Source organism: Paenibacillus sp. FSL R7-0189 (assembly GCF_037969925.1).
Classification (GTDB): domain Bacteria; phylum Bacillota; class Bacilli; order Paenibacillales; family Paenibacillaceae; genus Paenibacillus_AQ; species Paenibacillus_AQ odorifer.
Window position 1 is genome coordinate 3703699 of sequence record NZ_CP150223.1, and the last position, 23333, is coordinate 3727031.

Annotated in this window: 17 protein-coding genes and 1 tRNA gene; 14 read left to right on the forward strand and 4 right to left on the reverse strand. The window is 46.4% G+C overall.

The genetic code is table 11. The annotated features are described in order from the left end of the window. The first annotated feature begins 153 nt into the window (after positions 1 to 153). Positions 154 to 912, forward strand: coding sequence for a ribonuclease PH (gene rph, locus MKY63_RS16095; protein WP_036686952.1), 759 nt, complete (start codon positions 154 to 156; stop codon positions 910 to 912). Between the two features lies 1 nt (position 913). Beyond that, complete coding sequence (locus MKY63_RS16100; protein ID WP_038573081.1) at positions 914 to 1570, forward strand: XTP/dITP diphosphatase; 657 nt, start codon at positions 914 to 916, stop codon at positions 1568 to 1570. 412 nt (positions 1571 to 1982) lie between these two features. On the opposite strand, the gene MKY63_RS16105 is transcribed toward MKY63_RS16100, so the two are convergent. Together MKY63_RS16105 and MKY63_RS16110 are read right to left on the reverse strand one after the other, a co-directional pair. Beyond that, positions 1983 to 4379: a glycosyl hydrolase family 18 protein gene (locus tag MKY63_RS16105; protein WP_339809292.1), complete on the reverse strand. Its 2397-nt coding sequence runs from the start codon at positions 4377 to 4379 to the stop codon at positions 1983 to 1985. Positions 4380 to 4440: 61 nt separating this feature from the next. Then, a complete protein-coding gene (locus tag MKY63_RS16110) occupies positions 4441 to 6384 on the reverse strand; it encodes a glycosyl hydrolase family 18 protein (RefSeq protein ID WP_339809295.1) in 1944 nt (647 codons plus the stop codon). A gap of 602 nt (positions 6385 to 6986) precedes the next feature. Here MKY63_RS16110 and MKY63_RS16115 point away from each other — a divergent pair. The 4 genes from MKY63_RS16115 (at position 6987) to MKY63_RS16130 (ending at position 9906) form a co-directional block, all read left to right on the forward strand. Next, positions 6987 to 7421, forward strand: a complete 435-nt coding sequence (locus tag MKY63_RS16115) for an NfeD family protein (RefSeq protein WP_036686960.1) — start codon at positions 6987 to 6989, stop codon at positions 7419 to 7421. Continuing rightward, positions 7421 to 8356, forward strand: coding sequence for an SPFH domain-containing protein (locus MKY63_RS16120; RefSeq protein WP_036686962.1), 936 nt, complete (start codon positions 7421 to 7423; stop codon positions 8354 to 8356). Before MKY63_RS16115 ends, MKY63_RS16120 begins: the two co-directional genes overlap by 1 nt. A gap of 102 nt (positions 8357 to 8458) precedes the next feature. Continuing rightward, positions 8459 to 8914: a cupin domain-containing protein gene (locus MKY63_RS16125; RefSeq protein WP_036686965.1), complete on the forward strand. Its 456-nt coding sequence runs from the start codon at positions 8459 to 8461 to the stop codon at positions 8912 to 8914. A gap of 155 nt (positions 8915 to 9069) precedes the next feature. Further along, positions 9070 to 9906: an aldo/keto reductase gene (locus MKY63_RS16130; RefSeq protein ID WP_076146344.1), complete on the forward strand. Its 837-nt coding sequence runs from the start codon at positions 9070 to 9072 to the stop codon at positions 9904 to 9906. A 113-nt stretch (positions 9907 to 10019) separates the two neighbouring features. On the opposite strand, the gene asnB is transcribed toward MKY63_RS16130, so the two are convergent. Further along, entirely contained in the window at positions 10020 to 11864 is a 1845-nt protein-coding gene (gene asnB, locus MKY63_RS16135; RefSeq protein WP_076129204.1) for an asparagine synthase (glutamine-hydrolyzing), read from the reverse strand. Between the two features lie 144 nt (positions 11865 to 12008). Between asnB and MKY63_RS16140 the strand changes: the two genes are divergently transcribed. After that, complete coding sequence (locus MKY63_RS16140; protein WP_036686975.1) at positions 12009 to 12365, forward strand: hypothetical protein; 357 nt, start codon at positions 12009 to 12011, stop codon at positions 12363 to 12365. A gap of 209 nt (positions 12366 to 12574) precedes the next feature. Next, positions 12575 to 12648, forward strand: a tRNA-Arg gene (locus MKY63_RS16145). Positions 12649 to 14346: 1698 nt separating this feature from the next. Here the strand turns inward: MKY63_RS16145 and MKY63_RS16150 are convergent. Beyond that, the gene (locus tag MKY63_RS16150; RefSeq protein WP_339809298.1) at positions 14347 to 15255 is read right to left on the reverse strand and encodes a serine hydrolase; all 909 of its coding nucleotides are present in this window, start codon (positions 15253 to 15255) and stop codon (positions 14347 to 14349) included. A 444-nt stretch (positions 15256 to 15699) separates the two neighbouring features. Between MKY63_RS16150 and MKY63_RS16155 the strand changes: the two genes are divergently transcribed. From MKY63_RS16155 to bglX, 6 genes are all read left to right on the forward strand, one after another. Beyond that, complete coding sequence (locus tag MKY63_RS16155) at positions 15700 to 16713, forward strand: LacI family DNA-binding transcriptional regulator (protein ID WP_036686978.1); 1014 nt, start codon at positions 15700 to 15702, stop codon at positions 16711 to 16713. Positions 16714 to 16737: 24 nt separating this feature from the next. After that, positions 16738 to 17487, forward strand: coding sequence for an alpha/beta hydrolase family protein (locus MKY63_RS16160; RefSeq protein WP_339809299.1), 750 nt, complete (start codon positions 16738 to 16740; stop codon positions 17485 to 17487). 62 nt (positions 17488 to 17549) lie between these two features. Then, positions 17550 to 18473 carry an ABC transporter permease subunit gene (locus MKY63_RS16165; protein ID WP_036687012.1) on the forward strand — a complete coding sequence of 308 codons (924 nt, stop codon included), beginning with the start codon at positions 17550 to 17552 and terminating at the stop codon, positions 18471 to 18473. Between the two features lie 17 nt (positions 18474 to 18490). Next, positions 18491 to 19390, forward strand: coding sequence for a carbohydrate ABC transporter permease (locus MKY63_RS16170; protein ID WP_036686985.1), 900 nt, complete (start codon positions 18491 to 18493; stop codon positions 19388 to 19390). A gap of 57 nt (positions 19391 to 19447) precedes the next feature. Continuing rightward, positions 19448 to 21052 carry an extracellular solute-binding protein gene (locus tag MKY63_RS16175; protein ID WP_076129208.1) on the forward strand — a complete coding sequence of 535 codons (1605 nt, stop codon included), beginning with the start codon at positions 19448 to 19450 and terminating at the stop codon, positions 21050 to 21052. A gap of 109 nt (positions 21053 to 21161) precedes the next feature. Further along, positions 21162 to 23330, forward strand: a complete 2169-nt coding sequence (bglX, locus tag MKY63_RS16180) for a beta-glucosidase BglX (protein WP_339809302.1) — start codon at positions 21162 to 21164, stop codon at positions 23328 to 23330. Positions 23331 to 23333: the final 3 nt, after the last annotated feature.

The following is a 23333-nucleotide window of genomic DNA, read 5'->3' on the forward strand; positions in this document are numbered from 1 at the left end:
TAAGGTTTAAAAGATGCTTTTGTGCCTCCTCTTTGGTAGAATAAAAGTTGCTCAAAAAGACGTAACGTCCCGAACGGTGAACTGCCGCAATGAACAACAGGGAAACGGGACTCACACTAAACTATTAGCTATACGATGTAGGAGGCAGAAAAGATGAGATCAAACGGGCGAACTGACGACCAATTACGACCGCTGACAATAACGACCCAAACGAATAAATATGCTGAGGGCTCCGTGATCATTGAGATGGGAGACACCAAAGTCATTTGTACGGCTACTGTAGAGGAAAAAGTGCCTCCGTTTCTTAAAGGACAAGGAAAAGGCTGGGTAACTGCCGAATATTCGATGCTTCCACGGGCCACCCAGTCCCGTAATCAACGTGAAGCTGCACGCGGTAAACTTACCGGACGTACAATGGAGATCCAACGGCTGATCGGCCGTGCGCTTCGCTCCGTGGTGAATTTACAAGCGTTAGGTGAACGCAGCATTACGCTGGATTGTGATGTGATTCAGGCGGATGGGGGAACTCGGACGGCTTCGATAACAGGCGCTTTTGTTGCCATGGCATTTGCTATTAATAAAATTGCACTACAGCACAAGCTGGCTGTTTTTCCTATAACAGACTTTTTGGGAGCAATTAGTGTAGGTGTTGTAGGGGATAAAACACTGCTCGATCTGAATTATGAAGAGGATTCCAAAGCCAAAGTGGATATGAATGTAGTCATGACCGGCGGCGGTGCTTTTGTTGAGGTACAAGGAACTGGCGAAGAAAGACCATTCTCGCGTCAAGAGCTGGATCTTTTGTTGGGTCTAGGTGAGAAAGGGATTTATGAACTGATTGCCGCACAAAAAGAAGCGCTCGGAGCGATTGCTCTGAAAATCCCTTCCGGCCAGCCGGGCCAAGAGGTGTAACATGAATTCCACAGGCAATATTCTCATTGTCGCTACGAAGAATAAGGGGAAGGTGCGCGAATTCGAGCACGCTTTTGCCCCGCTGGGCCTGACAGTTAAGAGTATGTATGACTATCCGCATCTGCCCGATGTGGTAGAAGACGGAGCTACTTTTGCAGAAAACGCATTTAAAAAATCCAAAGCCGTAGGTGACGCACTTGGAATTCCGGTACTCGCTGATGATTCGGGTCTTTGTGTAGATGCTTTGGATGGCAGACCTGGTGTGTACTCTGCACGTTTTGCAGGTGAAGATGCTACGGATGGGGAAAATAACCTAAAGCTGCTTAGCGAGCTAGAGAGATTGAAACAGGGGGAAGACACAGATCAGCCTTTGCTGAGCACGGCTAGGTTCGTCTGTACTTTATCGCTGTACGATCCAGTTTCCAAGCAGGAGCTAACCGCAGAAGGTGCGGTCGAAGGTTGGATTACTTCAGAACCATCAGGTGCCGGTGGTTTCGGTTACGACCCGCTATTCTACCTGTCGGAACATGAAAAAACTATGGCCGAGCTTACGCTGGAGGAGAAGCAGCAGATCAGCCATCGAGGAACTGCACTGCGACTGCTGACGGCGAAGCTGGAGAAGAAACTGGCGGCTGAAGGCGGCCTATCGCCGGAATAGAGTTTTTTTAAAAAGTGGGGGTGTCCAAAAGCCGCGAAATGGCTGCTGGGCACCCCCGTTTTTTATTCCTTCCCCTTAAACAAAGCATCAAACTTCGTTCGATTCTAGCACATTCACCCGTATGAAGCGGCTACCCGGACACAGCTGACCTTAAACGTAGCTATATCCGATAATTGAGATTCTACTGGACCCCAAAGTCGCTATGGGCACGAAAAACACCCCAAAAGAAGCATTTCATAAGGAATAGCAGCACTGGAGTCCGAAACATAGCTCCAAAGGCTTGAGATTTGTAAATAACGTCAACTGGGTCCTTAACGTAAGCCCCAGAGAATGAGTATGACTCTGCACTAATAATGGGATGTTCTCCTTGTAATGGGACAATCTTCTTGTTGGAATCAAAGAGAGCACCCGATTATATCAGCTTCCAAAGAGCAGGTGTAGAAGCTGGCTCCCACCCCTGAAGTGAAGTGTGAGGCTGCAAGCAGGTATACGTTTTTCCACTGTAGGCAACGACATCACCTACTTTATAAGCAACTCCTGTTACCCAGCTAGAACCTCCCGAAGTAGGTGTAGCAGTCGGTAATGGAGTTTGCGTGGGTGTTACGGTTGCTGTAGGCGTCGGTGCCACCGTTGGTGTCAAAGTCGGTGTTACCGTTGGAGCTACAGTTGCCGTTGGTGTAGACGTTGCTGTTTCACATACGCTGATGTATTTCCAGACACCGTCCGGTCCGCTAAGATCGGGACGATCGCCTTGTGTCCACCACTTGGCTTCATAGATTGAGCCGTTGTAGGAAACACGTTGTCCGCCAGTATATGCGGTTGCCGCATTCCAGGTCGCTGCCGAGCATTGTCCCGGCGTAGGAGTAGGTGTTGGCGCTACAGTTGGCGTTGGCGTCACGGTTGCGGTCGGAGTCGGTGTTGCCGTTGGTGTAGCCGTTGGTGTTGGTGTAGTCGTAGGAGTCGGTGTTGGTGTCGGTGATGCAGACGGTGTTGGTGTTGGCGTAATGCCTCCGTACAGTTTATCGTATTCCTGTTGGGACGAGTTTCCGTTCAGGGTGATTCGCTGTGGACCGCCTGAAAAATTCAGCTTCATCATACCCGGAATTTCAAGTGAAGCTCCATTCGCAATAGTTTGAGTAGCTGTGCCTGTAATACGGTAGCGGTTGAAATCCCAGGCCGTGGAGATTTGCTCAACGCTACCGGCTCCCCATGCCGAGGTTAGGGTTGTAGTTGTTGGCAGGTCGAATTCCAGCTTCCAGCCACCGGAAATATCTGTGCCGGTATTGTTCGTTATTTTTAATGAATAGGTATAGTTCGGATGATCATAGGCGCCGCTGAAGCTGAGGTTGAAGTTTTTAGGTTCAGGCAACTGCGGTTTTGGAGCTCCGCCCGGCGGCGTGGCTGTCTTCAGCTGATCATAGGCAAAATCGGTCAGAGAATTGCCGTACGTATAAGTGCCATCGCTCTGCTCAGAGTAATCGCCCGTTAATTCCCAGAACATCATGCCTCCCAAGCCTTTTTGTTTAATGTAATCCAGCTTGTAGCCTAGAGATTCCTTATCTTCATACGTAAGAAAAACCTTCTTGTCTGCGTTGAACAAGTACGGTGTTTTGGTAACAGGGTCGAAGTAACGTTTATTCGCTGGATCTTTGAGCAGATTTAGCACATGCCAGATCGGATTTGCACCAGCAGGCTGCTCTGGTGCGGGATCATTCCAGATGCCGTATTGGCCATCTGCTCCCCCACCGGTTGTCGGAGCTGTGCCGTAAAAGCCGGTATTGTTGATGCCTCCATTCACATTTTTCCAGCCTCGTGAATAATAAGGAACTCCGATCACGATTTTTTCCGGAGGAAGCGTACCGAGATAGTATCGGACCGCCCAGTCGGTATTCAGAACCGGAGTACCCAGCGCAGCAGTTTCAGTATCGCGGGAATCCGGGTACAGTGCAGAATGCGGCCCTACATAACCATTCCACGCACCATGGAAATCATAGGTCATAAGGTTCGCCCAGTCTAAATACTGATTGGCTTCCCCAAGCTTCATGCCCCCAAGAATCCAGGAAGAGGCGGTGGCCGCAATAGTCAGGTCATATTTCTGATTGTCTTGTGAACCTGCCAGATCGAGCTTTTCGCGAAGTTTTTTCATAAGAAGAACGTAGTTGTTGTAATTAACTGTACGCAGCGGTTCTGCCACGGCAAAATCGTTAGGATTACCGGACTGCCCAGTGCCAGAAGGGTACTCCCAATCGATGTCCACTCCGTTGAACTGATAGGTACGCAGAAAATCCACAACACTATTGGCAAAAGCTTCTCGCCCGGCTTCCGAATTCGCCATGTTGAAGAATCCTCCGGAACCCGACCAGCCGCCAACAGAAATCAGGGTGCGTACATCAGGATAGAGCTGTTTGTACTTGATCAGTTGGTTAAAATGCCCCTTAAAAGGCAGGGTAGTCAGCTGACCGGGATAGTCTTTTTCGATTGCAGCTGTACGGTCCATGAGATCAATCTTGTTCGTTTGAGGATTTACCTTGGCGAAGGCGTAGTTAATATGGGTAATTTTATCCCACGGAATTTTGTCTACGGTGTAAAATCCTTTGTTCTCCTGATCGCCCCACTCTGGGAAGTAAGCAACGATTTTGCGAGGATGGTCAGCTGCTGGAGCGGGAGCGGAAGGTGTTGTTTCCGTTGCATGGGCCACTGGTAAGGATGCACCTGTCCCGGTGTAAAGTGGAACCAGAACGATTAGGCTCATTAGCGCAGCAAGGTAACTTATGGATATTTTGCGCTTAGCACGTGCTTTTGCAATCATATTTAATATACCTCCAAGGGGGGGATAATGTTATTTAGGGAACGCTGCTTCCTGCATGACTTTAATTGAGCTTCCAAAGAGCAGGTGTGGTGGCTGGCTCCCAGCCCTGAAGTGAAGTGTGGGGCTGCAAGCAGGTATATGTTTTTCCGTTGTAGGCGACGACATCACCTGTTTTGTACGCAACGCCTGTTCCCCAGCTAGACCCTTCCGAAGTAGGTGTAGCGGTAGGCAAAGGAGTTGGCGTAGGTGCAACGGTTGCAGTTGGCGTTGGCGCGACAGTAGGCGTAGGTGCAACGGTTGCGGTAGGCGTTGGTACTACCGTAGGTGTTAAAGTTGGGACCACAGTTGCAGTTGGCGTTGGTGTCGCTGTTCCGCATACGCTGATGAATTTCCAGACCCCATCAGGTCCGCTAAGATCAGGACGATCCCCTTGCGTCCACCACTTGGCTTCATAGACTGAGCCATTGTAGGAGACACGCTGTCCGCCAGTGTATACGGTTGTTGCACCCCAGGCCGCTGCCGAACATTGTCCCGGTGTAGGCGTTGGGGTTGGCGTCACGGTTGCAGTTGGCGTTGGCGTTGCTGTTGCCGTAGGAGTTGGAGTTGCCGTAGGTGTTGGTGATGTGGATGGTGTCGGTGTCGGCTGCACCACTCCGCCACCAAGATCGGCGTTTAGTTTGTTGGTTAATGTTTTGTTCCGGTCACCACTTGTTTCCCAGAACATGACACCTGCAAGACCCTTGGACTTCAGGTAGCTGATCTTGTGGCCAAAGGATTCTACGTCGTCATAGCTGATAAAGGTTTGATTTGTTGGATTATAGAGATAAGGCACTTTGGATGTATCATTCCAATAGCGGGTATAGCCGTTTTTGTTGATATAATTAGCTTCGAGATCATAGAAATCATAGCTGCCTTTTTCCCATGTTCCTGTTGGTGAGATGCCAGCGGATACCTGATATTGGCCGTTTCCTGAAGCAGGAGCTCCGCCCCAACCACGACCGTAAAAAGCCATGCCAAGTACAAGCTTGTTCGCAGGTACACCATTCGCAAGATAGGAGGTTACCGCTTTATCGATGTTAAAATTTTGCGGTTCGGTTAAACCCGAAGCGGAAGCTGCGGGATCATAGTACAACGGAGCATTATGTCCGGTGGTGGTGTTCCAGCTCCCATTAAAGTCATAGGTCATAATATTGATCCAGTCGACAACAGAAGCAATGCCGGCCAGATTATTATTGTTGATATACGTTGGGCCTGCCCCGGAAGCAATGGTCAGCAGATAGGTTTTTCCATCCGCCGCGCCGGCTGCATTTAGCTTTTCGCGAACTTTTTGCAGCAGCAGTACATAGTTTTCTTTATCTTCAGGACGGTAGCTATTGCCTGCGAGTCCACCACTTACTGGATATTCCCAGTCGAGATCCACGCCGTCCATCTTGTATTTTCGAATAAAATCAACCGCGGAATTGGCAAAAACCTCACGGGTCGCAGCTGTCGCAGCTACATCCGAGAAACGGTTCGACCAGGTCCAGCCCCCAACGGAGATTAGGGTCTTCAGGTTCGGGTTCTTTTCCTTCAGCTTCCATAGCTGCTTCAGGTTACCTTTGATGGGATCATCCCATTTGTCATCCCCGAAGCTTTTTCCAGTGTCAATCCAAGGGTCACCAAGAACAATCGTACCGTTCGGAACGCTGATGGCTTGGCCTTGTTCATTCTGGCAAGACCAGGTCACCGGATTAGGTCCAGTGGGGTCGGGATTGCCATGAATGCCATTCCAACAAATATCCGCAAAAGCGTAGTTAATGACATTCATTTTGGTAGGATCGATATCTGTTACATTGTAAGCACGCCCGTAAGCGGCCCATGAAGCGTAATAACCAACCAGTTTGTAATCCTGTGCGGCGTTGGCTGTTTTGGGACTGCCACCCAGGGTGGAAAAGAGTGTCAGAACAAGCGCGGCGATCATCGCAATTGCAAAGGTTTTGCGTGAAGCTTTTTTCGTGAAGATCATTGAATTTCTACCTCCTAGATTCAAAGTGTAGTTCGAAATTCTTTTCGGCAAGATGTCCTGACCTTCACCTCCCGTCGGTTGTAGTGCACCATCACCCTTGGCGTCCCTATCATTCTTTTGAAGTTCAATTCGTAGATTCAGCAGCAAAAAAGCAGCGGTCCAAATCAAGCCTTACCCAATCAGTAAGCGCTTTCTTTTATGCTTTTTGTGTGCTGCTGTTTCATTGATTTTAAAAGATGTAACATGCTGTGTATGGTTTGAATGAATAGAGGAGGATGTTTGGAAGTTGGATAATTAGGATGAATTAGATATAAATGGGTGATGGTAACTCTTATTCTCAAGCATAGCTTGCAATTGCGCTAGGGATAAAATCAGGTGATATAGGGGGAGAATTTTCTAATTTATAGTGACTTGTCAAAAAGTGAACCCTTTTGGATTTGTATACTCGCCTTTTATCAAGAAACTCATGAAGAAACACATAACCACCGATGTAATGAATATAAATTATATACATGCCTGAAATATTTTTTTATGGAACTATGCAACGCATCGATGTTTCTTTTCGTTATAGTAGTATCATACGGAAGGTGGTGGGCTCACCGATGGTTGTGTGGGTGTTTTGGCTGATCGCAGCCGGTGTCCTGTTTGTTGTAGAGATGATGACGCTTACCTTTTATTTATTGTGGCTTAGTATTGGTGCTTTGGCCGCAGGTTTGGTGTCGCTGATTGTTCCCGAAGCCATTTTGTTTCAGGTGGTCCTTGGATCACTGGTCGCACTTGGTCTGACTATATTCTCGAAACCACTGGTTTCTAGATTTCGCCATTCACGTGGGTTCAAGGATACAGGTACAGAAATCATCGGTAGGCAAGGAGTAGTTGTTGAGCCGATAGAGCAGGGACGTTACGGGCAAGTGAAGGTAGGCGGAGATACGTGGAGCGCGACCTCTGAACAGTCTCTGGGCAAGGATGAGGTTGTAAGAGTAGTGAAAAGAGGCACGACGATTATCGAAGTAGAACGATGGGGGGAAATGAACTAATGCAATGGGCAATTATCGCAATTATTATTGTAGTGGTCGTAGTTTTTGTGGCATTAACAGTCAAAATCGTACCACAGCAGCGGGTAGGCGTAGTGGAAAGGCTCGGTAAATTTAATCGTCTGCTGACACCGGGGCTGAACATTCTGATTCCTGTAATTGATCAGGTGCGCACCTACCATGATTTACGGATTCAACAAGCAAATGTACCTCCGCAAACGGTAATTACAAAGGATAACGTGCAGGTGCAGATTGATACGATTATTTTCTACCAGGTGGTTGGACCAGAGGAAGCTACTTATGGTATTTCTGATTATGTTTATGGGGTAAGAAACATTTCGACGGCAACGATGCGGCAAATCATCGGTAAGCTGGAATTGGATGAGACCTTGTCTGGACGGGAAAAGATTTCGACGGATATCCGTCTTGCTCTCGATGAAGCTACTGAGAAGTGGGGCGTACGGATCGAGCGTGTGGAAGTTATCGATATCAAACCGCCGTTGGATATTCAGGAAGCGATGGATAAGCAGATGAAAGCAGAGCGGAGCAAACGTGCCATTGTTTTGGAAGCGGAAGCTGCCAAGCAGGATATGATCCTGCGCGCTGAAGGGGATAAACAGAGTAAGATTCTAAAAGCAGAAGGCGATAAAGAAGCGCGTATCCGTCAAGCTGAGGGTTCACGGCAGGCGCAGGAACTGGAAGCACACGGTGAGGCTAAAGCGATTCAAGCCGTGGCAGAAGCAGAAAAATCACGTATTGAGCTGATTCGTTCAGCAGGTCTGGATGAGCAGGTGCTGGCTTATCGTTCCTTCGAGGCTCTGGCTGAGATTGCCAAAGGCCCTGCTAATAAAGTGTTCTTGCCAACTAGCGCTGTTGAAACGCTGGGAAGTCTTGGAGCGATTGCGGAAGTCTTCAAAGCGAGCAAGGACAGTAAATAGATTTTACAATTCGAGCTTATTCCGTTAAAGTAAAAGGCAAAAACAACCTTATGCATATGAAGCTATTGTTGTTCATGCTAACTTTGAAGGAGAGAAGCTACTGTGACGCAAAAAGAAATTTCACCGCTAGTTGAACTGCTTGGATTACAGCCTCACGTTGAGGGTGGTTGGTACAAAAGACTTTGGAATTCGGAATTTGAAATTTCGCAGGAAGTGTTAGGCGATAGCTATTCTGGATCACGTCATTCGGCATCTTCAATTTATTTTCTGCTTCACGAAGGCGAACAATCTGATTGGCATACTGTATTGTCCGATGAAGTTTGGTTGTGGCATTCCGGTAGTCCAATCGTGCTTAGTCTCGGAGGTAATGGAGATAAACCTGAGGATGTGCAGGAAGTTATTCTGGGTCTCGATATTGCTGCAGGCCAGCAGCCACAAGTGGTTGTTCCAGCGGGAGTATGGCAGGCCGCGCGTTCGTTAGGCAAAGAGCCGACGCTGGTATCCTGTATTGTTTCTCCTGAATTCCATTTTGATGATTTCAAACTAATTGAGAAATAAAGAAGAGCGGGGGCGCTTACGCCTCCGTTTTTTTATAAGGATTTGGGGAATGATGAAGCCATCTGCTATACTTTTTATGGTAGCGTTTGCTTCTTAAGTGGGTAAAAAGGTTAAGTATGTTTAACGAAATAACAATAAGCTTGGAGGGTTAAGTGATGAGTGAATTGAATGCACCGTTCTCGGGTGGTCCTACTTTAAATGATGGGGTGACCATGCCGTGGCTGGGTCTTGGCGTGTATAAGACTAAAGATGGCGAAGAGGTTATTCATGCGGTCAAAACCGCAGTGGAATTAGGATATCGAAGTATTGATACGGCAGCCGGATACAATAACGAAGAAGGCGTAGGACAAGCTATTCGTGATTGTGGAGTGGCCCGGGATGAGCTGTTTATTACGACTAAAGTACGAAATCCTGATCAAGGTTATGAGTCTACGCTAAAAGCGTTCGAGGATAGCCGGCGCAAGCTAGGTCTGGACTATCTAGATCTGTATCTCATACACTGGCCGGTGGCAGGAAAATATCGTGAGACATGGAAGGCCTTAATTCATCTGCAAAAAGAGGGCCTCATCAAATCTATCGGCGTGAGCAATTTTCAGGTTCATCATCTGAAAGATATCATCGAGGATACCGGAGTGGTACCAGTGGTGAATCAGGTGGAATTCCATCCGCTGTTGACTCAGCGTGAGCTGCTGAAATATGCCAATGAACAGGGCATTCAGCTTGAAGCATGGAGTCCATTAATGCAAGGGAATCTTGATCTACCGCTCTTAAACGAGCTGGCTGAGAAGTATGGCAAGACCCCTGCTCAAATTGTACTTCGCTGGGATTTGCAGCAAGGTGTCATTACGATACCTAAATCCGTACATGCGGATCGAATCAAGGAGAATGCGGGATTCTTTGACTTTACGCTTAGTGATGAGGATGTCAAAGCTATCGAGGGCTTGAACAAAGACCATCGATTTGGCCCGGACCCGGACAACTTTAACTTTTAAGGATCGTTCAGATAAGATCGTAGAGTAATTATTGCAAATACAAGCCAAACAGCAAGTCCCCGTATCCGGTGACTTGCTGTTTGGCTTGTCGATTATCTCAGTTCTCTACGCGCTTATTGGATGGAGACGTTATATTTACGTAGCCAGAGATCCACTTGGGCGAGGTAAGCAAACAGCTGAGGACCGGACATGAGCTGGCCGAACCAAGGCAGATTGGTTGAGGATTCCGGAGAAGCGGCGATCTCACGGATTTTGGCAGCATCAATTAATGGAAGCAGGGGTGAAGTAGAGTCATCCAGAATGTTTAATACCTGAGTTCGTACCGCATTTAAATAGGCAGGATTATGAGTTTTGGGGTAAGGGCTTTTTTTGCGGTAGAGCACATCGTCTGGAAGAATGCCTTCAAGAGATTTACGTAGAATCCCTTTTTCACGGCCCCCCAGATTTTTGATTTCCCACGGAATATTAAATACATATTGAACGAGTCGGTGATCACAATAAGGAACACGTACCTCTAGCCCTGCGCCCATGCTCATTCGGTCTTTACGGTCTAGCAGAGTAGGCATGAAGCGGGTGATATTCAGATAGGACATTACGCGCATTTGTGCTTGTTTTCCCGTTTCTCCATCCAACTTCGGAACTTCAGCCACCGCATCGCTATATCTGTCACCCAAATATTCCAGTGGACGAATCCACTCGTTAATTTCTGGGGAAAGTAGACTTGCACGCATTTTCGGAGCAACTGACCAAGGAAAAGTGCCTGAGGAGAGCATTTCCTCACGGTGGAACCAAGGGTATCCGCCAAAAATCTCATCCGCAGCTTCACCGGAAATAGCTACTGTCGCGTTCTTTTTAATCTCCCGGCAAAATAAGTACAAGGAAGAGTCCACATCGGTCATCCCTGGTAAATCCCTAGTGTACAAAGCATTATCCAGCGCTTCTACAAGCTCCGGGGTATCGAACGAGATGTAGTGGTGGTTTGTATTCAATTCATCGACCATTCGTTTAATCCACGGCCCATCTGCTCCCGGCTGGAAAGTATGACTTTTGAAATGTTTGTCGTTATCTACATAGTCTACGGAATAAGTATCCACTTGTCCCTGACCATTCCGGTTGTAGTAATCCACTGCAAGTGCCGTCAGCGCACTGGAATCCAGCCCTCCCGACAAAAGAGAGCAAACAGGGACGTCTGAGACCAGTTGACGTTCGAGTGTATCTTGGAGCAGTTCACGCACCTTAGCGGCTGTCTCTGCTTCATTGTCAGTATGCTTTGCGCTCTCCAGCTTCCAATAGGCATAACTGCGCAGACCTTCACGGCTATAGATCATAGCATGACCTGGACGAAGCTCTTGCATATCCTTATAAACACCATGACCCGGTGTACGCGCTGGACCGATGATGAAGATTTCTGCGAGACCTTCAGGACCCACAATTGGTTGTACCTTAGGATGCTGCAGCAACGCTTTAGGCTCTGAGCCAAAAACTAGCACATCATCAACCTTGCTATAGAACAGGGGTTTCACACCTAAACGGTCACGTGCAAAAAAGACTTGGTCCCGAAGACCGTCCCATACTGCAAAAGCAAAGATCCCATTGAGTTTTTCTGCGCAATCCGGCCCCCATTCGATATAGGAATGCAGCAGCACCTCTGTATCGCACTGGGTGCGGAATTGATGCCCTCGCTGCTTAAGTTCTTGTTTGAGTTCGAGGGCGTTATATAATTCGCCGTTGTAAACAATCGCGTATACCTGTTCCTCATGGCGGGTGATCATGGGCTGGGCACCGTTCTCCGGATCGATAACGCTAAGTCTGCGGTGACCGAAAGCACAGGGGCCTGAGATCCAGGTTCCGGCTGCATCGGGGCCGCGGTTTGCTAAAGTTTCAGTCATTTTGACCAGCAGCTGCGAGTGCTGAGTGAGATCTCCGCGCCACTGGATAAATCCGGTTATTCCGCACATGATGGTTCATCCTCTCTTTTGTGCGATTGTTGTCCTTACTTTTTTGCCAAGTAATACAGATATATGCCGAAGGAAGGCATAAAATGTATGTCCTTATCCGAACACTAGGGGAGAGGGGAATTTGCCAGGAGGGAAGGATGACAGGTGTATTATATTAAAGACGCCAAAATTCGCAGAATGATGGAGTACGATGGTGCGCCTTGTGCAGAAGTGGGTGTTTTGCCGGGTGCTGTTAGTGATCCTGCGCTTTTGGTGTATATCGTTGAGGATCGTCGTGAAGAGGGATATGAGATTGTCCGTATTCTGACTAATGATGCTGATACCTCTACCGATTGGTTTGATAACAATATGCATGACGCTTTTCAAGATGTGACCTCGAGTGCATTTACAGGCAGCAACTTCATGTCGCCAGAAGATGAGCATTCCAAGTTTCAAAGAGAATTACTCACTTTTGGGGATTTGAAAAAGCAGCTGGAGAAGCGTTTTCGAAAGCTGGAGTAAATAACGAAGGCTTGTAAAGTGTACACTGGAATCGCTGAAAAGGACGGCAGAAATGCCGTTCTTTTCATTTCCTGTGGTTACGCTGACGTGTGAAAAAGCTGCACCGGAAACACTTTTATTATTTTTCTAAGTTGTTTTGACTTGAAAAATCCGCTGAATAAGGTATAATAAATATCGTTGCGTCAATACATAGTATTTATTTCTTATATGTCCCGGTAGCTCAGCTGGATAGAGCATGCGCCTTCTAAGCGCACGGTCAGGGGTTCGAATCCCTTCCGGGACGTCAATTAACAGCCTTCCTTCGGGAAGGCTGTTTTTGCGTGCGCGAGTTTTAGTTCGAGGTCACACACGGGGTACTTTTGTCTTCCTTCTTGAACTAAACGTCGAAATTCGAGTCATCGTTGAACATTAAACTTCGAACGACTAGATCACATTTGCACATACCCAGCTGCTATCGGACCCAGAGGACCTTAAATGCAGAAAAGTGCGGAATTTGCGATGTTATCGGACTCCATCGTCACTATTGATGCCAAACGTGCCCCAAAAGAGCCGCTTTCTCAGGAATAGCTGCACTGGAGTCCGAAACGTTGCTCAAAAGGCGATAAATGAGCAAATAAGGTCATCTGAGTCCCGAGCCTCCTCAGCAACAGAAAGTGCTGGTTACTGGTGTGTTGAGTTACTTGTAGGCGGTGGAGAATTACGGTTTGAGCATCGATTGGTGTGAACGCTTGGGCGTGTTTAGCTACTAATCATCGTTGAACATCAAACTTCGAACATCTAGACCACATTTGTACATTACGTAGCAGCTATCGGACCCAGATGACCTTAAATGCTGAAAAGTGTGGGATTTTCGATGTTATCGGACTCCATCGTCGCTATTGGTGCTAAACGTGCCCCGAATGAGCCACTTTCTCAAGAATAGCTGCAGTGGAGTCCGAAACGTATCTCAAAAGGTGTTAAATGAGTAAATAACGTCATCTGAGTCCGCAAGCCTCCTCAGTCTCAGCAAGTGCTGGTTACTGGTGTGTTGAGTTACTTATTTTGCACATACCCAGCTGCTATCGGACCCAGATGACCTTAAATGCTGAAAAGTGCGGAATTTTCGATGTTATCGGACTCCATCGTCGCTATTGGTATCAAACGTGCCCCAAAAGAGCCGCTTTCTCAGGAATAGCTGCAGTGGAGTCCGAAACGTATCTCAAAAGGCGATAAATGAGCAAATAACGTCATCTGAGTCCGCGAGCCTCCTCGGTCTGAGTAATGCTGGTTACTTGGTGTTGTGCATCTATTGTTGTTGACTGCATGCGAGTTTGATGGTGGGGACTTACGGTTTGAGCATCGATTGGTGTGAACGCTTGGGCGTGTTTAGCTACTAATCATCGTTGAACATCAAACTTCGAACATCTAGACCATATTTGCACATACGCAGTAGCTATCGGACCCAGATGACCTTAAATGCTGAAAAGTGCCACATTTGCGATGTCATCGGACTCCATCGTCACTATTGATGCCAAACGTGCCCAAATGAGCCACTTTCTCAGCAATAGCTGCGCTGGAGTCCGAAACGTTGCTCAAAAGGCGATAAATGAGCAAATAAGGTCATCTGAGTCCGCAAGCCTCCTCAGCAACAGAAAGTGCTGGTTACTGGTGTGTTGAGTTACTTATTTTGCACATACCCAGCTGCTATCGGACCCAGATGACCTTAAATGCTGAAAAGTGCCACATTTGCGATGTTATCGGACTCCATCGTCGCTATTGGTGCCAAACGTGCCCCGAATGAGCCACTTTCTCAAGAATAGCTGCAGTGGAGTCCGAAACGTATCTCAAAAGGCGATAAATGAGCAAATAACGTCATCTGAGTCCGCAAGCCTCCTCAGTCTCAGCAAGTGCTGGTTACTTGGCGGTGTTATGTACTAATCGCCGAAGAATGTAAATTACCCATTATGCGCACGCTAACCTCAAGCCATAAAAAAGACCGCTCCTAAAGAAGCGGCCAGATTTCCTCCCAGACGGTGTCCAGGATTCCCTGCATGTTATCTTCCATGCTGTTAATTGCAATGACTGCTTGAGCGTCCGGCACCACAAGACAGAATTGTCCATGAGCGCCATCGGCACGGTAAGCGTCGTGGGAGCAGAGCCAGAATTGACAGCCGTATCCTTCTCCCCAGTCGCCGTTTCCATCATTGTCGATCTGTTTTTGTGTAACAAAATCGATCCATGCTGCGGGGATCAGTTGCTGGCCCTGCCACTTTCCTTGCTGTAAAAGCAGCTGTCCAAACCGGCTTAACTCTTCCGTGTTAATCTGAAGTCCGGCACAGCCAAGGGTTACCCCTTGAGGTGTTGTTTCCCAATCGACATTGTTTATGCCCAGAGGTGCAAACAAACGAGGTACCAGATAATCCTTTACGGTTTGCCCGACGCGGGCTTGCACCATTGCAGAGATCATAATGGTATCTCCGCTGCTGTATGTAAATTTCTCTCCGGGAGCTCTGTCTAAAGTCAGAGACAAATAATGCTGCACCCAATTTTTATCCTTCAAGGCTAATCTCTCTTCAGCCCAAAATGGAGGGGAGTCGTGCCCTGTACTCATTCGCAGCAAATCGAACAAAGTTATATCTCCGGGCTGCATGGAAGGAGGTGTTTGTTTAAGAGGAGAGGCATACTCCGGAAAAACATCTCTAAGCGTTGTTTCCAGTGTCAGCTTCCCTTCATCAATGGCAAGACCTACTGCCATACAAGTAAAAGACTTGCTGACGGAATGCTGCAAGCGCCGAATATCCTCCGTGAGATCCAGTTTTCCCACAAGGTTACCGTTTTGAAGCACACGAACATTGAAGATATTCAGGTTTCGTTCACGAGCCTTAGCTGCGAATGGAGCCATGTTCAGCATAAAAAGAGTCCTTCTTTCTCTTGATATTCCTAGCTAGGATAGCGAAGTGACAAAAAGAAAAACTAGAAAAATAAGTGGAAACGTTTTCTGTTATTGCGATGAAAATCGCTAAATTGATGGTATTCTATTCTTATTTCAAAGTCAATAAAGCAAGAAAAACTATTGATTGATATATAATTTACAATAATTTCTAATTTATAGATTGAGTAACTATAGACTTATTGTAATTTTAACCAAATAAAAAGCGATGAATCACAATTTTTTTTGTGTTTTTAGTTGACTTATAAAAATTACCTGTTCATAATGGACGAAGTAAGCGAAAAAAACACGCTAAGGACTCAAAATGATGTCGTGGGAAACGTTTCCCATCATTTCATGCGTTTCCACAACCTGATTTTCATCGGGTGAAGGGGGGACTCATCATAGGAGTGGAGCAAGGTAAATATGAATATCAAAGATATTGCAAGGCTATCAGGCGTGGGTATCGCCACAGTCTCCAGAGTAATCAATAATAGCGGTGTTGTAAGCGATACAACTAGAGCTAAAGTAATGGCGGTTGTTAGAGAACATAACTATATTCCAAACGGTAATGCGAGCAACTTGAAAAAAACGCGATCCAATACCATAGCGCTAATGGTAAAAGGGATCTCAAACCCGTTTTTTGCAGACATGATCAAGGAAGTTGAACGCCAGGTGAACCTGCGGGGATGTCCGCTAATGATCCAGCATGTAGAAGATGGAGTAGACGAGATCGATATCGCTCTACAGCTTGTAAAAGAAAAAAATCTATATGGCATAATTTTTATGGGCGGAACGTATGATCACTCCGAAGATAAATTCAAACAATTAAAAATTCCATTTGTTCTGACTACCATCACGACTACAAAAGAAGTCGATCCTGCTGTTTTTTCAAGCGTGATCATTGATGATCTTCAGGAATCTTATAAGGCTGTCAGCTATTTAATCTCATTAGGACATCGCAATATCTGTTTTTTGGCCAGATTTCCTCTGGTGCAAAATACAACAGGCAACCGGCGGCTTATGGGATATATCAAAGCGCTTGAGGAGCATGGAATTGAGTACGACCCTTCAATGGTAGAGGATTGTGAATATAGTCCCAGCTCTGGCTTTACAGCTACCAAACGTCTGCTCAATAAGAAAAAAGATATCACTGCTGTTTTTGCTGCATCAGATACGATTGCCATTGGGGCGGCTAAGGCGTTATTGTCCTTGGGCTTATCAATTCCAAATGATGTTTCGATTATCGGATTCGACGGGATTGAAATGGCAGAATATTATCATCCATCTCTGGATACGATCAGCCAACCCGGAGTGGATATGGCGAAGGCCAGTGTTGAAATTTTGTTTGACCTGATCACAGGTGATTCGCAAAACAAACATATGGTATTCGAATCCGTACTGGTTAAGCGGGGATCTTGCAAGAAAATAAACAAATGAATAAGAACGAAAAGGAGATAACTCATGGCATTATTAACAGTTGAGACAGGCTCTCCTACTTTGAGAATGACAACGACCATCAGTATTATCTCCCCCGTCGATTCAGGCAACATGTCTGGAGGAACGCTCTACCTGCTGCATGGTGCTGGTGATAACGCCAGTACTTGGCACAGGATGACTACTATTGAGCAGTATGCAAGTCAATATGGTTGTACAGTCATAATGCCCCAAGTAAACAGGAGCTATTATACAGACATGGAGTACGGACTGGATTACTTCCACTATGTGACCCATGAGCTTCCCGAGCTTTGTGGCCGAATGATGAGGTTGGATGATAATCCGCAGAAGACGTATATCGCTGGTTTATCGATGGGCGGGTATGGCGCTCTGAAATGTGCACTTACCTATCCCGAGCGTTACAGCAAAGTGGTTTCGTTATCAGGAGTTACCGATCTCCAGAAACGATTAAACGATCCGCAAATGTCCAAGGACATGGCGAGGGAGATGGCGGGTACTTTTGGAAAACGCTTACAAATTAAGCCGGATCAGGATCTGTACGCTTTAGCCGCTAAATTGGTCGACGATCGACGTAACCTGCCTTCGATTCTGACTTGCTGTGGTTCGGAAGATCCGTTTGTGGAGATGAATCGGGAATTCGCTGCTTACCTGGAGACGACCCCTTATGAATTTCAGTATGTTGAGACCCCTGGAACTCATGAATGGCGATTCTGGGAGGAACATCTGAAGACAACCTTTGATTTCTTGTACAACTAAAAGACATAAGCAGAGTGAGGAGATGCAAATTGAAATCCGAAGTTGCAATACCGGCTAAAAAAATGAACGACAGCAGATTCCAACTGTTCCTAAGAGAAGTCTGGAAGAACAGAATGGTCTATACTCTGGTGCTTCCTGGACTAGTGTGGCTTTTCCTATTCGCTTATCTGCCGATGGGTGGTCTATCTCTGGCTTTTAAAGATTTTAAAGCGAATTTAGGAATTTGGGGCAGCCCATGGAGCGGATTTGAGAATTTCACCTATGTGTTCCGTGACCCGGCTTTTATTGACGCCGTATGGAGAACGTTAACCATTAACATCGGTAAGCTGATTATTCAGTTCCCTTTTCCAATCATATTGGCATTGCTGCTGAATGAACTGCGCATGAATCGTTACAAAAAAGCTTTACAGACGGTGTTCACATTTCCGAACTTCCTGTCATGGATCGTAGTATCCGGGGTTGTTATCAATGTGCTTTCCTATGATGGACTGGTCAACAGCCTCATTCAAATGTTTGGCGGGACAGGCATTAACTTCCTGGGTTCTGAAAAAATGTTCGTTCCAATGTTGTATCTTACGGATATCTGGAAATCAGCAGGTTGGGGAGCCATTATTTTTATGGCCGCTATTTCTGGTATTGATACAGACCAATATGAATCCGCACAGATTGATGGTGCTACACGCTTGCAGCAAATGTTCCGCATTACTCTGCCTAACATTCTTCCGACGATTACGATTATGTTTATCCTTTCCGTCGGTGGCCTGATGTCATCTGGATTTGACCAAATCTTTAACTTGAGCAACGCTGCAACGAAAAACGTCTCGGAAGTACTAGATGTGTATATCTACCGAATCACGTTCCAGTCCTCAACAGACTTTTCATTCTCCACTGCAGTCAGTTTGTTCCGTTCACTTGTTAATATGATTCTGCTGATTCTGGCAGATAGAGCTGCCAAACTTATGGGCGGAGACGGTTTATTCCGGTAAGAAAGGAGTGCAAATGTATGAGTAAAAAAAAGCTGACCATTATGCAAGACCATAAAAAAATGACCGCTATGGATTATGTGATTTTCGTAATTCTGAGTGTAGGCGCTTTGGCCATTCTTATTCCATTCTGGAATGTCATTATGATTTCTTTTTCTACGCAAAAAGAATACGCTGATAACCCTATGATGTTATTTCCGAAGAACCCAACACTGGAATCCTATCGGGCACTCTTTGCTGATGGGCGGATCGGGACTGGGTATTGGAATACCTTTAAGATCTTAATCTTAGGACTCCCGCTTAGCTTGTTCTTAACGACAAGTATGGCTTACGGCCTTAGCCGCAATAAATTCCCGGGTAAAAAGCTGATTTTTATGCTTGTCCTCTTCACAATGATTTTTAATGGCGGGATTGTACCTTTGTATCTGGTGATGAAGGATCTGCATCTGACAGGCAACCTTTGGTCAGTTATTCTGGCTGGAAGCTTCAGTGCGTTTAACCTGATTCTGATGTCGAACTATTTTAGCAGTCTGCCTGAGTCCCTGATGGAATCTGCGCGACTTGATGGTGCTGGGGAATGGAGAATCCTGTTCTCTGTAGTCCTGCCATTATCTGCTCCAATCGTAGCTACCATCACATTGTTTTACGGAGTAGCCTTCTGGAATGGGTGGTATGACGCCATGATCTTCCTGCGGAAAGCGGATCAGATGCCACTGCAGAACGTGTTGCGATCTATCATTATGGAAGCCCAAGTGAATGCATCGAATGCCACAAGTGTTGACGCAGTGGGTAAACAATCATTCTCCATGGGTATGAAAATGGCGGCAGTATTCGTTACCATGGTTCCTATTATGTGTTTCTTCCCAATGCTCCAAAAGCACTTTGCCAAAGGGGTACTTACAGGGGCTATCAAGACCTAGTGGTTTATGATTTATCCATATAAAAGAGGGTCAGTCACACAATTTAAGGAGGACAAAATGAATATTTTAAAAAGAAAATCTGTAAAGTCAATCCTTGCCGGTGTTTTATGTCTTACTCCAATCATGTTGGCAGCATGCTCAAGCTCAGACAACAATGCTAATAGCGGAAATTCAGGCAATCCAACAGATGGATATAAAGATGAGTTGAAGATTTCGTTAGCCAGTACCATTAAGACAACAGAATCTGATTTTGATAACGTGTATCATAAATATTTTACGGATAAGTTCAATATTAAATGGGATTACAACTATATTGAATGGGATTCATGGGCTGAGAAGCTGCGCCTGTGGATTAACTCCGGTGATCTTCCTGACGTAGCAAGCTGGAACTATGTTCACGGTGATGCGCTTAATTACATTGATCAAGGGCTGCTGTACAAGCTGCCAGATGACTGGAAAGAACGCTGGCCGAATGTAGCAGCCGCTTATAAGCTGACAGGACTTGGCGATGAATTGGAGAAAGCGGTAGGTGGCACTTATGTTCTGCCAAGACCGGTATACTTTGAGAACAAGCCGGCAGATCCGCTCATTAACCAAATCGGAGTAATTGCTCTGCGTTCTGACTGGGCTAAAGCCGTTGGTTTTGAATTGAAAGATGCCTACACTACTACAGAACTGATGGAATTTGCTAGATTGCTTAAAGAGAAAGACCCTGGCAAGGTAGGAGATAAACTCATTCCTATTTCTTATGACATCAACGATGCTTTGACTAATATTGTAATGGCTAATAGCGTGCACTCCAGAGTAGAGTCAGCATTCTATAAAGATGCAGATGGCAAATACCAATGGGGTCCAGCCAACGATGAAACATTAGCGGCACTGAAAGAACTTCAAACTACTTATAAAGAAGGATTACTGCACCCTGAGTTTTATACTTGGAAAAATGGCGAATCTGGCCAAAAGTTCACAGTTAACGGTGTTTCCGGTATTACGAGTCTAGGTGGTTTGGCTTCTTACAGAAAAGACATGGACGTTAAAATGAAAGATAACCTAGGTGTAAATAGTGATGACCTAGTGCACACAGCTATTGTACTTGGCGATGACGGTAAATATCGTAACCTCGATCAAGTTAACTTCTGGTCTGCTGTAATCTTCTCGCCAGATATTAGCAAAGAGAAGTTTGAACGGATTATGGACTTCATGGAATATACAACAAGTAAAGAAGGTCAATTGACCGTTAACTTGGGCTTTGAAGGAACAGATTGGAAAAAAGGCGAAAATGGCGAATTAATCAGCCTACTCCCTGAAGGAACAACATTGGATAAGAAATATCCGAACCGTTTTGAAGGACTGTATGTCTTGGCGGATGACTTTAGTGTCGTGAACCCTGCGATCAAAAAAGAATATCGCGATCGTTCTGTAGAACTGTTCAAGGAAAAAGCTGAGCTTGCGTTAAAAGACAAAGCAACGGCTGAATATGACTGGGATTACCAGTTGTATGATTCCAAGGCTAAAAATCAGGCTTCCTTTGATTATGCTACAGAATACACTAACCTGATTTTGAAACCAGGCGATCTAGAGGCGAACTGGAAAGAATGGGTTAAGAGCAAACAATCCCTCGTTCAGCCGGTTCTAGATGAACTAAACAATCTAAAAAAATAGCTTTCGCCCTATGCATGTAGGAATGAACCTACAGGACCCGCGTGCAATTCTTGCACACGGGTTTTTCCATTCATAGGCATCGGCAGAATTGAACAATGGAGGATTTGAAATGAATGAGCAGCAACTGACTACCTTGTTGAACCAGATGACGCTTGAAGAAAAGATTGCACAATTGCAGCAGCTAGCCGCTAATTTTTATGAAGGGGCAGAGGATGGAGGACAAATCACTGGCCCTATGGCATCCATGGGAATTACGGACCACATGATCGAGAGCAGCGGCTCTGTACTTGGTCTATCAGGTGCAGCGCAAGTCATTGCGGTTCAGGAAGCCCATTTACGCAAAAATAGATTGGGCATTCCCTTGCTGATGATGGCGGATATTGTGCATGGCTTCAAGACGATTTTTCCGGTCCCGCTGGCAATTGGCTGCTCTTGGGATATGGATCGCGCAGAGCTGAGCGCCGAGATTGCGGCTAAAGAAGCGGCAGTCTCCGGTGTGCACGTTACTTATGCGCCAATGGCGGATCTTGTACGGGACCCGCGTTGGGGAAGAGTAATGGAATCTACAGGAGAAGATCCATATTTGAATGGTAGGTTTGCCCGTGCGTTTGTGCGCGGATTTCAAGGAAGCGACTTGACTGGTGATGTAGATCGTCTGGCGGCTTGTATTAAGCACTTTGCTGCCTATGGTCTATCCGAAGGCGGTCGTGATTATAATACGGTGGATTTATCGGAACGGCAGCTGCGTGAATATTATCTGCCGGCCTATCGTGCAGCACTGGATGAAGGTGCAGAAATGGTCATGACTTCATTTAATACGATTGATGGGATTCCGATAAGCGGCAACGTCAAGCTGCTTCGCCAGCTGCTTCGTGAAGAATGGGGATTTGATGGCGTATTGATTTCGGATTGGGGTGCAGTGAAGGAACTGATCCCACATGGTGTCGCTGAGGATGAGGCTGAGGCAGCACTTAAAGCCATCAAAGCTGGTGTAGACATCGAGATGATGACGGCTTGTTACGTTCATCAGCTTCCGGCGCTTGTTGCAGATGGACAAGTAGATGAAAAGATTATTGATGAAGCTGTGCTTCGTATTTTGAAATTGAAGCAAAGATTGGGCTTGTTCGAGCATCCGTTCCGCGGAGCTGACGTTGAGAAAGAGCGTGAGGTAATCTTCTGTGAAGATCATCGAAATGCGGCGCGTGAGTTGGCGGCTAAATCCTGCGTACTGCTCAAGAATGATCAGGTTCTGCCGCTTGCTGCAGAGCAACGGATTGCGCTAATTGGACCGTTTGCTACTAGCGGAGATATTCTTGGACCGTGGTCGTGGTTGGGTTCAACGGAAGAGGCAAGCCGTCTTGCACCGGCACTTCAAGCTCGGGCAGGTGCGGGTAAGATTACTGTTGCAGAAGGTTCTGGAGTCGATAGCTTTACAGAGGAACAGTGGCTGGAGGCGGAAGCGGCTGCTAAGCAAGCTGATGTGATTGTACTGGCGCTTGGTGAACATTCAGAGATGAGTGGAGAAGCGGGCAGCCGTTCAGATATCCGTTTGCCGGAAGCGCAGCTTGAGCTTTTACAACGTCTGAAACAGCTGAATAAGCCTATCGTGGTGGTGTTGTTTAATGGACGTCCACTAGACTTGGCCGGCGTGTACGAGCATGCAGATGCTATTCTGGAAGCCTGGTTCCCTGGCAGTGAAGGCGGAGCGGCAATTGCCAGTCTACTTTATGGAGATGAGAATCCTTCAGGAAGATTAACGATGTCTTTCCCGGTATCCGTTGGGCAGATTCCAGTCTATTACAATCATTTCAACACTGGACGCCCCTTACATGCTCCGGGTGCCGACAAACGTTATGTCTCGCAATATCTGGATATTCCTAATGAGCCGCTTTTGCCATTTGGTTTTGGACTGAGCTATACGACATTTAGCTATAGTGAACCAATTCTGTCCGGTGAAATCATGACTGAAAATCAGCCTATTGAAATAAAAGTTACGGTGACCAATACTGGAGAAGTAGATGGGGAAGAGGTAGTGCAGCTGTATATCCGAGACATTTCCGGAGAGGTCGTCAGACCGATGAAGGAACTGAAGGATTTTGCCAAAATCAACCTCTCACCAGGGGAAAGTCGTGAAGTGACCTTTACCCTTACCGAACAGCAGCTTCGTTACTATCATAGCGATCTAAGCTTTAGCAGCGATCCGGGACGATTTAAATTATTCGTCGGTTCGAACAGCAATGAGGTTAAAGAACGGGATTTTTGCTTAACATTAGCATAAGTA

Bases quoted from the DNA above. Each gene is read 5' to 3' on its own strand.
- rph (WP_036686952.1), top strand. From the start codon at position 154: ATGAGATCAAACGGGCGAACTGACGACCAATTACGACCGCTGACAATA.
- MKY63_RS16100 (WP_038573081.1), top strand. From the start codon at position 914: ATGAATTCCACAGGCAATATTCTCATTGTCGCTACGAAGAATAAGGGG.
- MKY63_RS16105 (WP_339809292.1), bottom strand. From the start codon at position 4,379: ATGATTGCAAAAGCACGTGCTAAGCGCAAAATATCCATAAGTTACCTT.
- MKY63_RS16110 (WP_339809295.1), bottom strand. From the start codon at position 6,384: ATGATCTTCACGAAAAAAGCTTCACGCAAAACCTTTGCAATTGCGATG.
- MKY63_RS16115 (WP_036686960.1), top strand. From the start codon at position 6,987: ATGGTTGTGTGGGTGTTTTGGCTGATCGCAGCCGGTGTCCTGTTTGTT.
- MKY63_RS16120 (WP_036686962.1), top strand. From the start codon at position 7,421: ATGCAATGGGCAATTATCGCAATTATTATTGTAGTGGTCGTAGTTTTT.
- MKY63_RS16130 (WP_076146344.1), top strand. From the start codon at position 9,070: ATGAGTGAATTGAATGCACCGTTCTCGGGTGGTCCTACTTTAAATGAT.
- asnB (WP_076129204.1), bottom strand. From the start codon at position 11,864: ATGTGCGGAATAACCGGATTTATCCAGTGGCGCGGAGATCTCACTCAG.
- MKY63_RS16150 (WP_339809298.1), bottom strand. From the start codon at position 15,255: ATGCTGAACATGGCTCCATTCGCAGCTAAGGCTCGTGAACGAAACCTG.
- MKY63_RS16155 (WP_036686978.1), top strand. From the start codon at position 15,700: ATGAATATCAAAGATATTGCAAGGCTATCAGGCGTGGGTATCGCCACA.
- MKY63_RS16160 (WP_339809299.1), top strand. From the start codon at position 16,738: ATGGCATTATTAACAGTTGAGACAGGCTCTCCTACTTTGAGAATGACA.
- MKY63_RS16165 (WP_036687012.1), top strand. From the start codon at position 17,550: ATGAACGACAGCAGATTCCAACTGTTCCTAAGAGAAGTCTGGAAGAAC.
- MKY63_RS16170 (WP_036686985.1), top strand. From the start codon at position 18,491: ATGAGTAAAAAAAAGCTGACCATTATGCAAGACCATAAAAAAATGACC.
- MKY63_RS16175 (WP_076129208.1), top strand. From the start codon at position 19,448: ATGAATATTTTAAAAAGAAAATCTGTAAAGTCAATCCTTGCCGGTGTT.
- bglX (WP_339809302.1), top strand. From the start codon at position 21,162: ATGAATGAGCAGCAACTGACTACCTTGTTGAACCAGATGACGCTTGAA.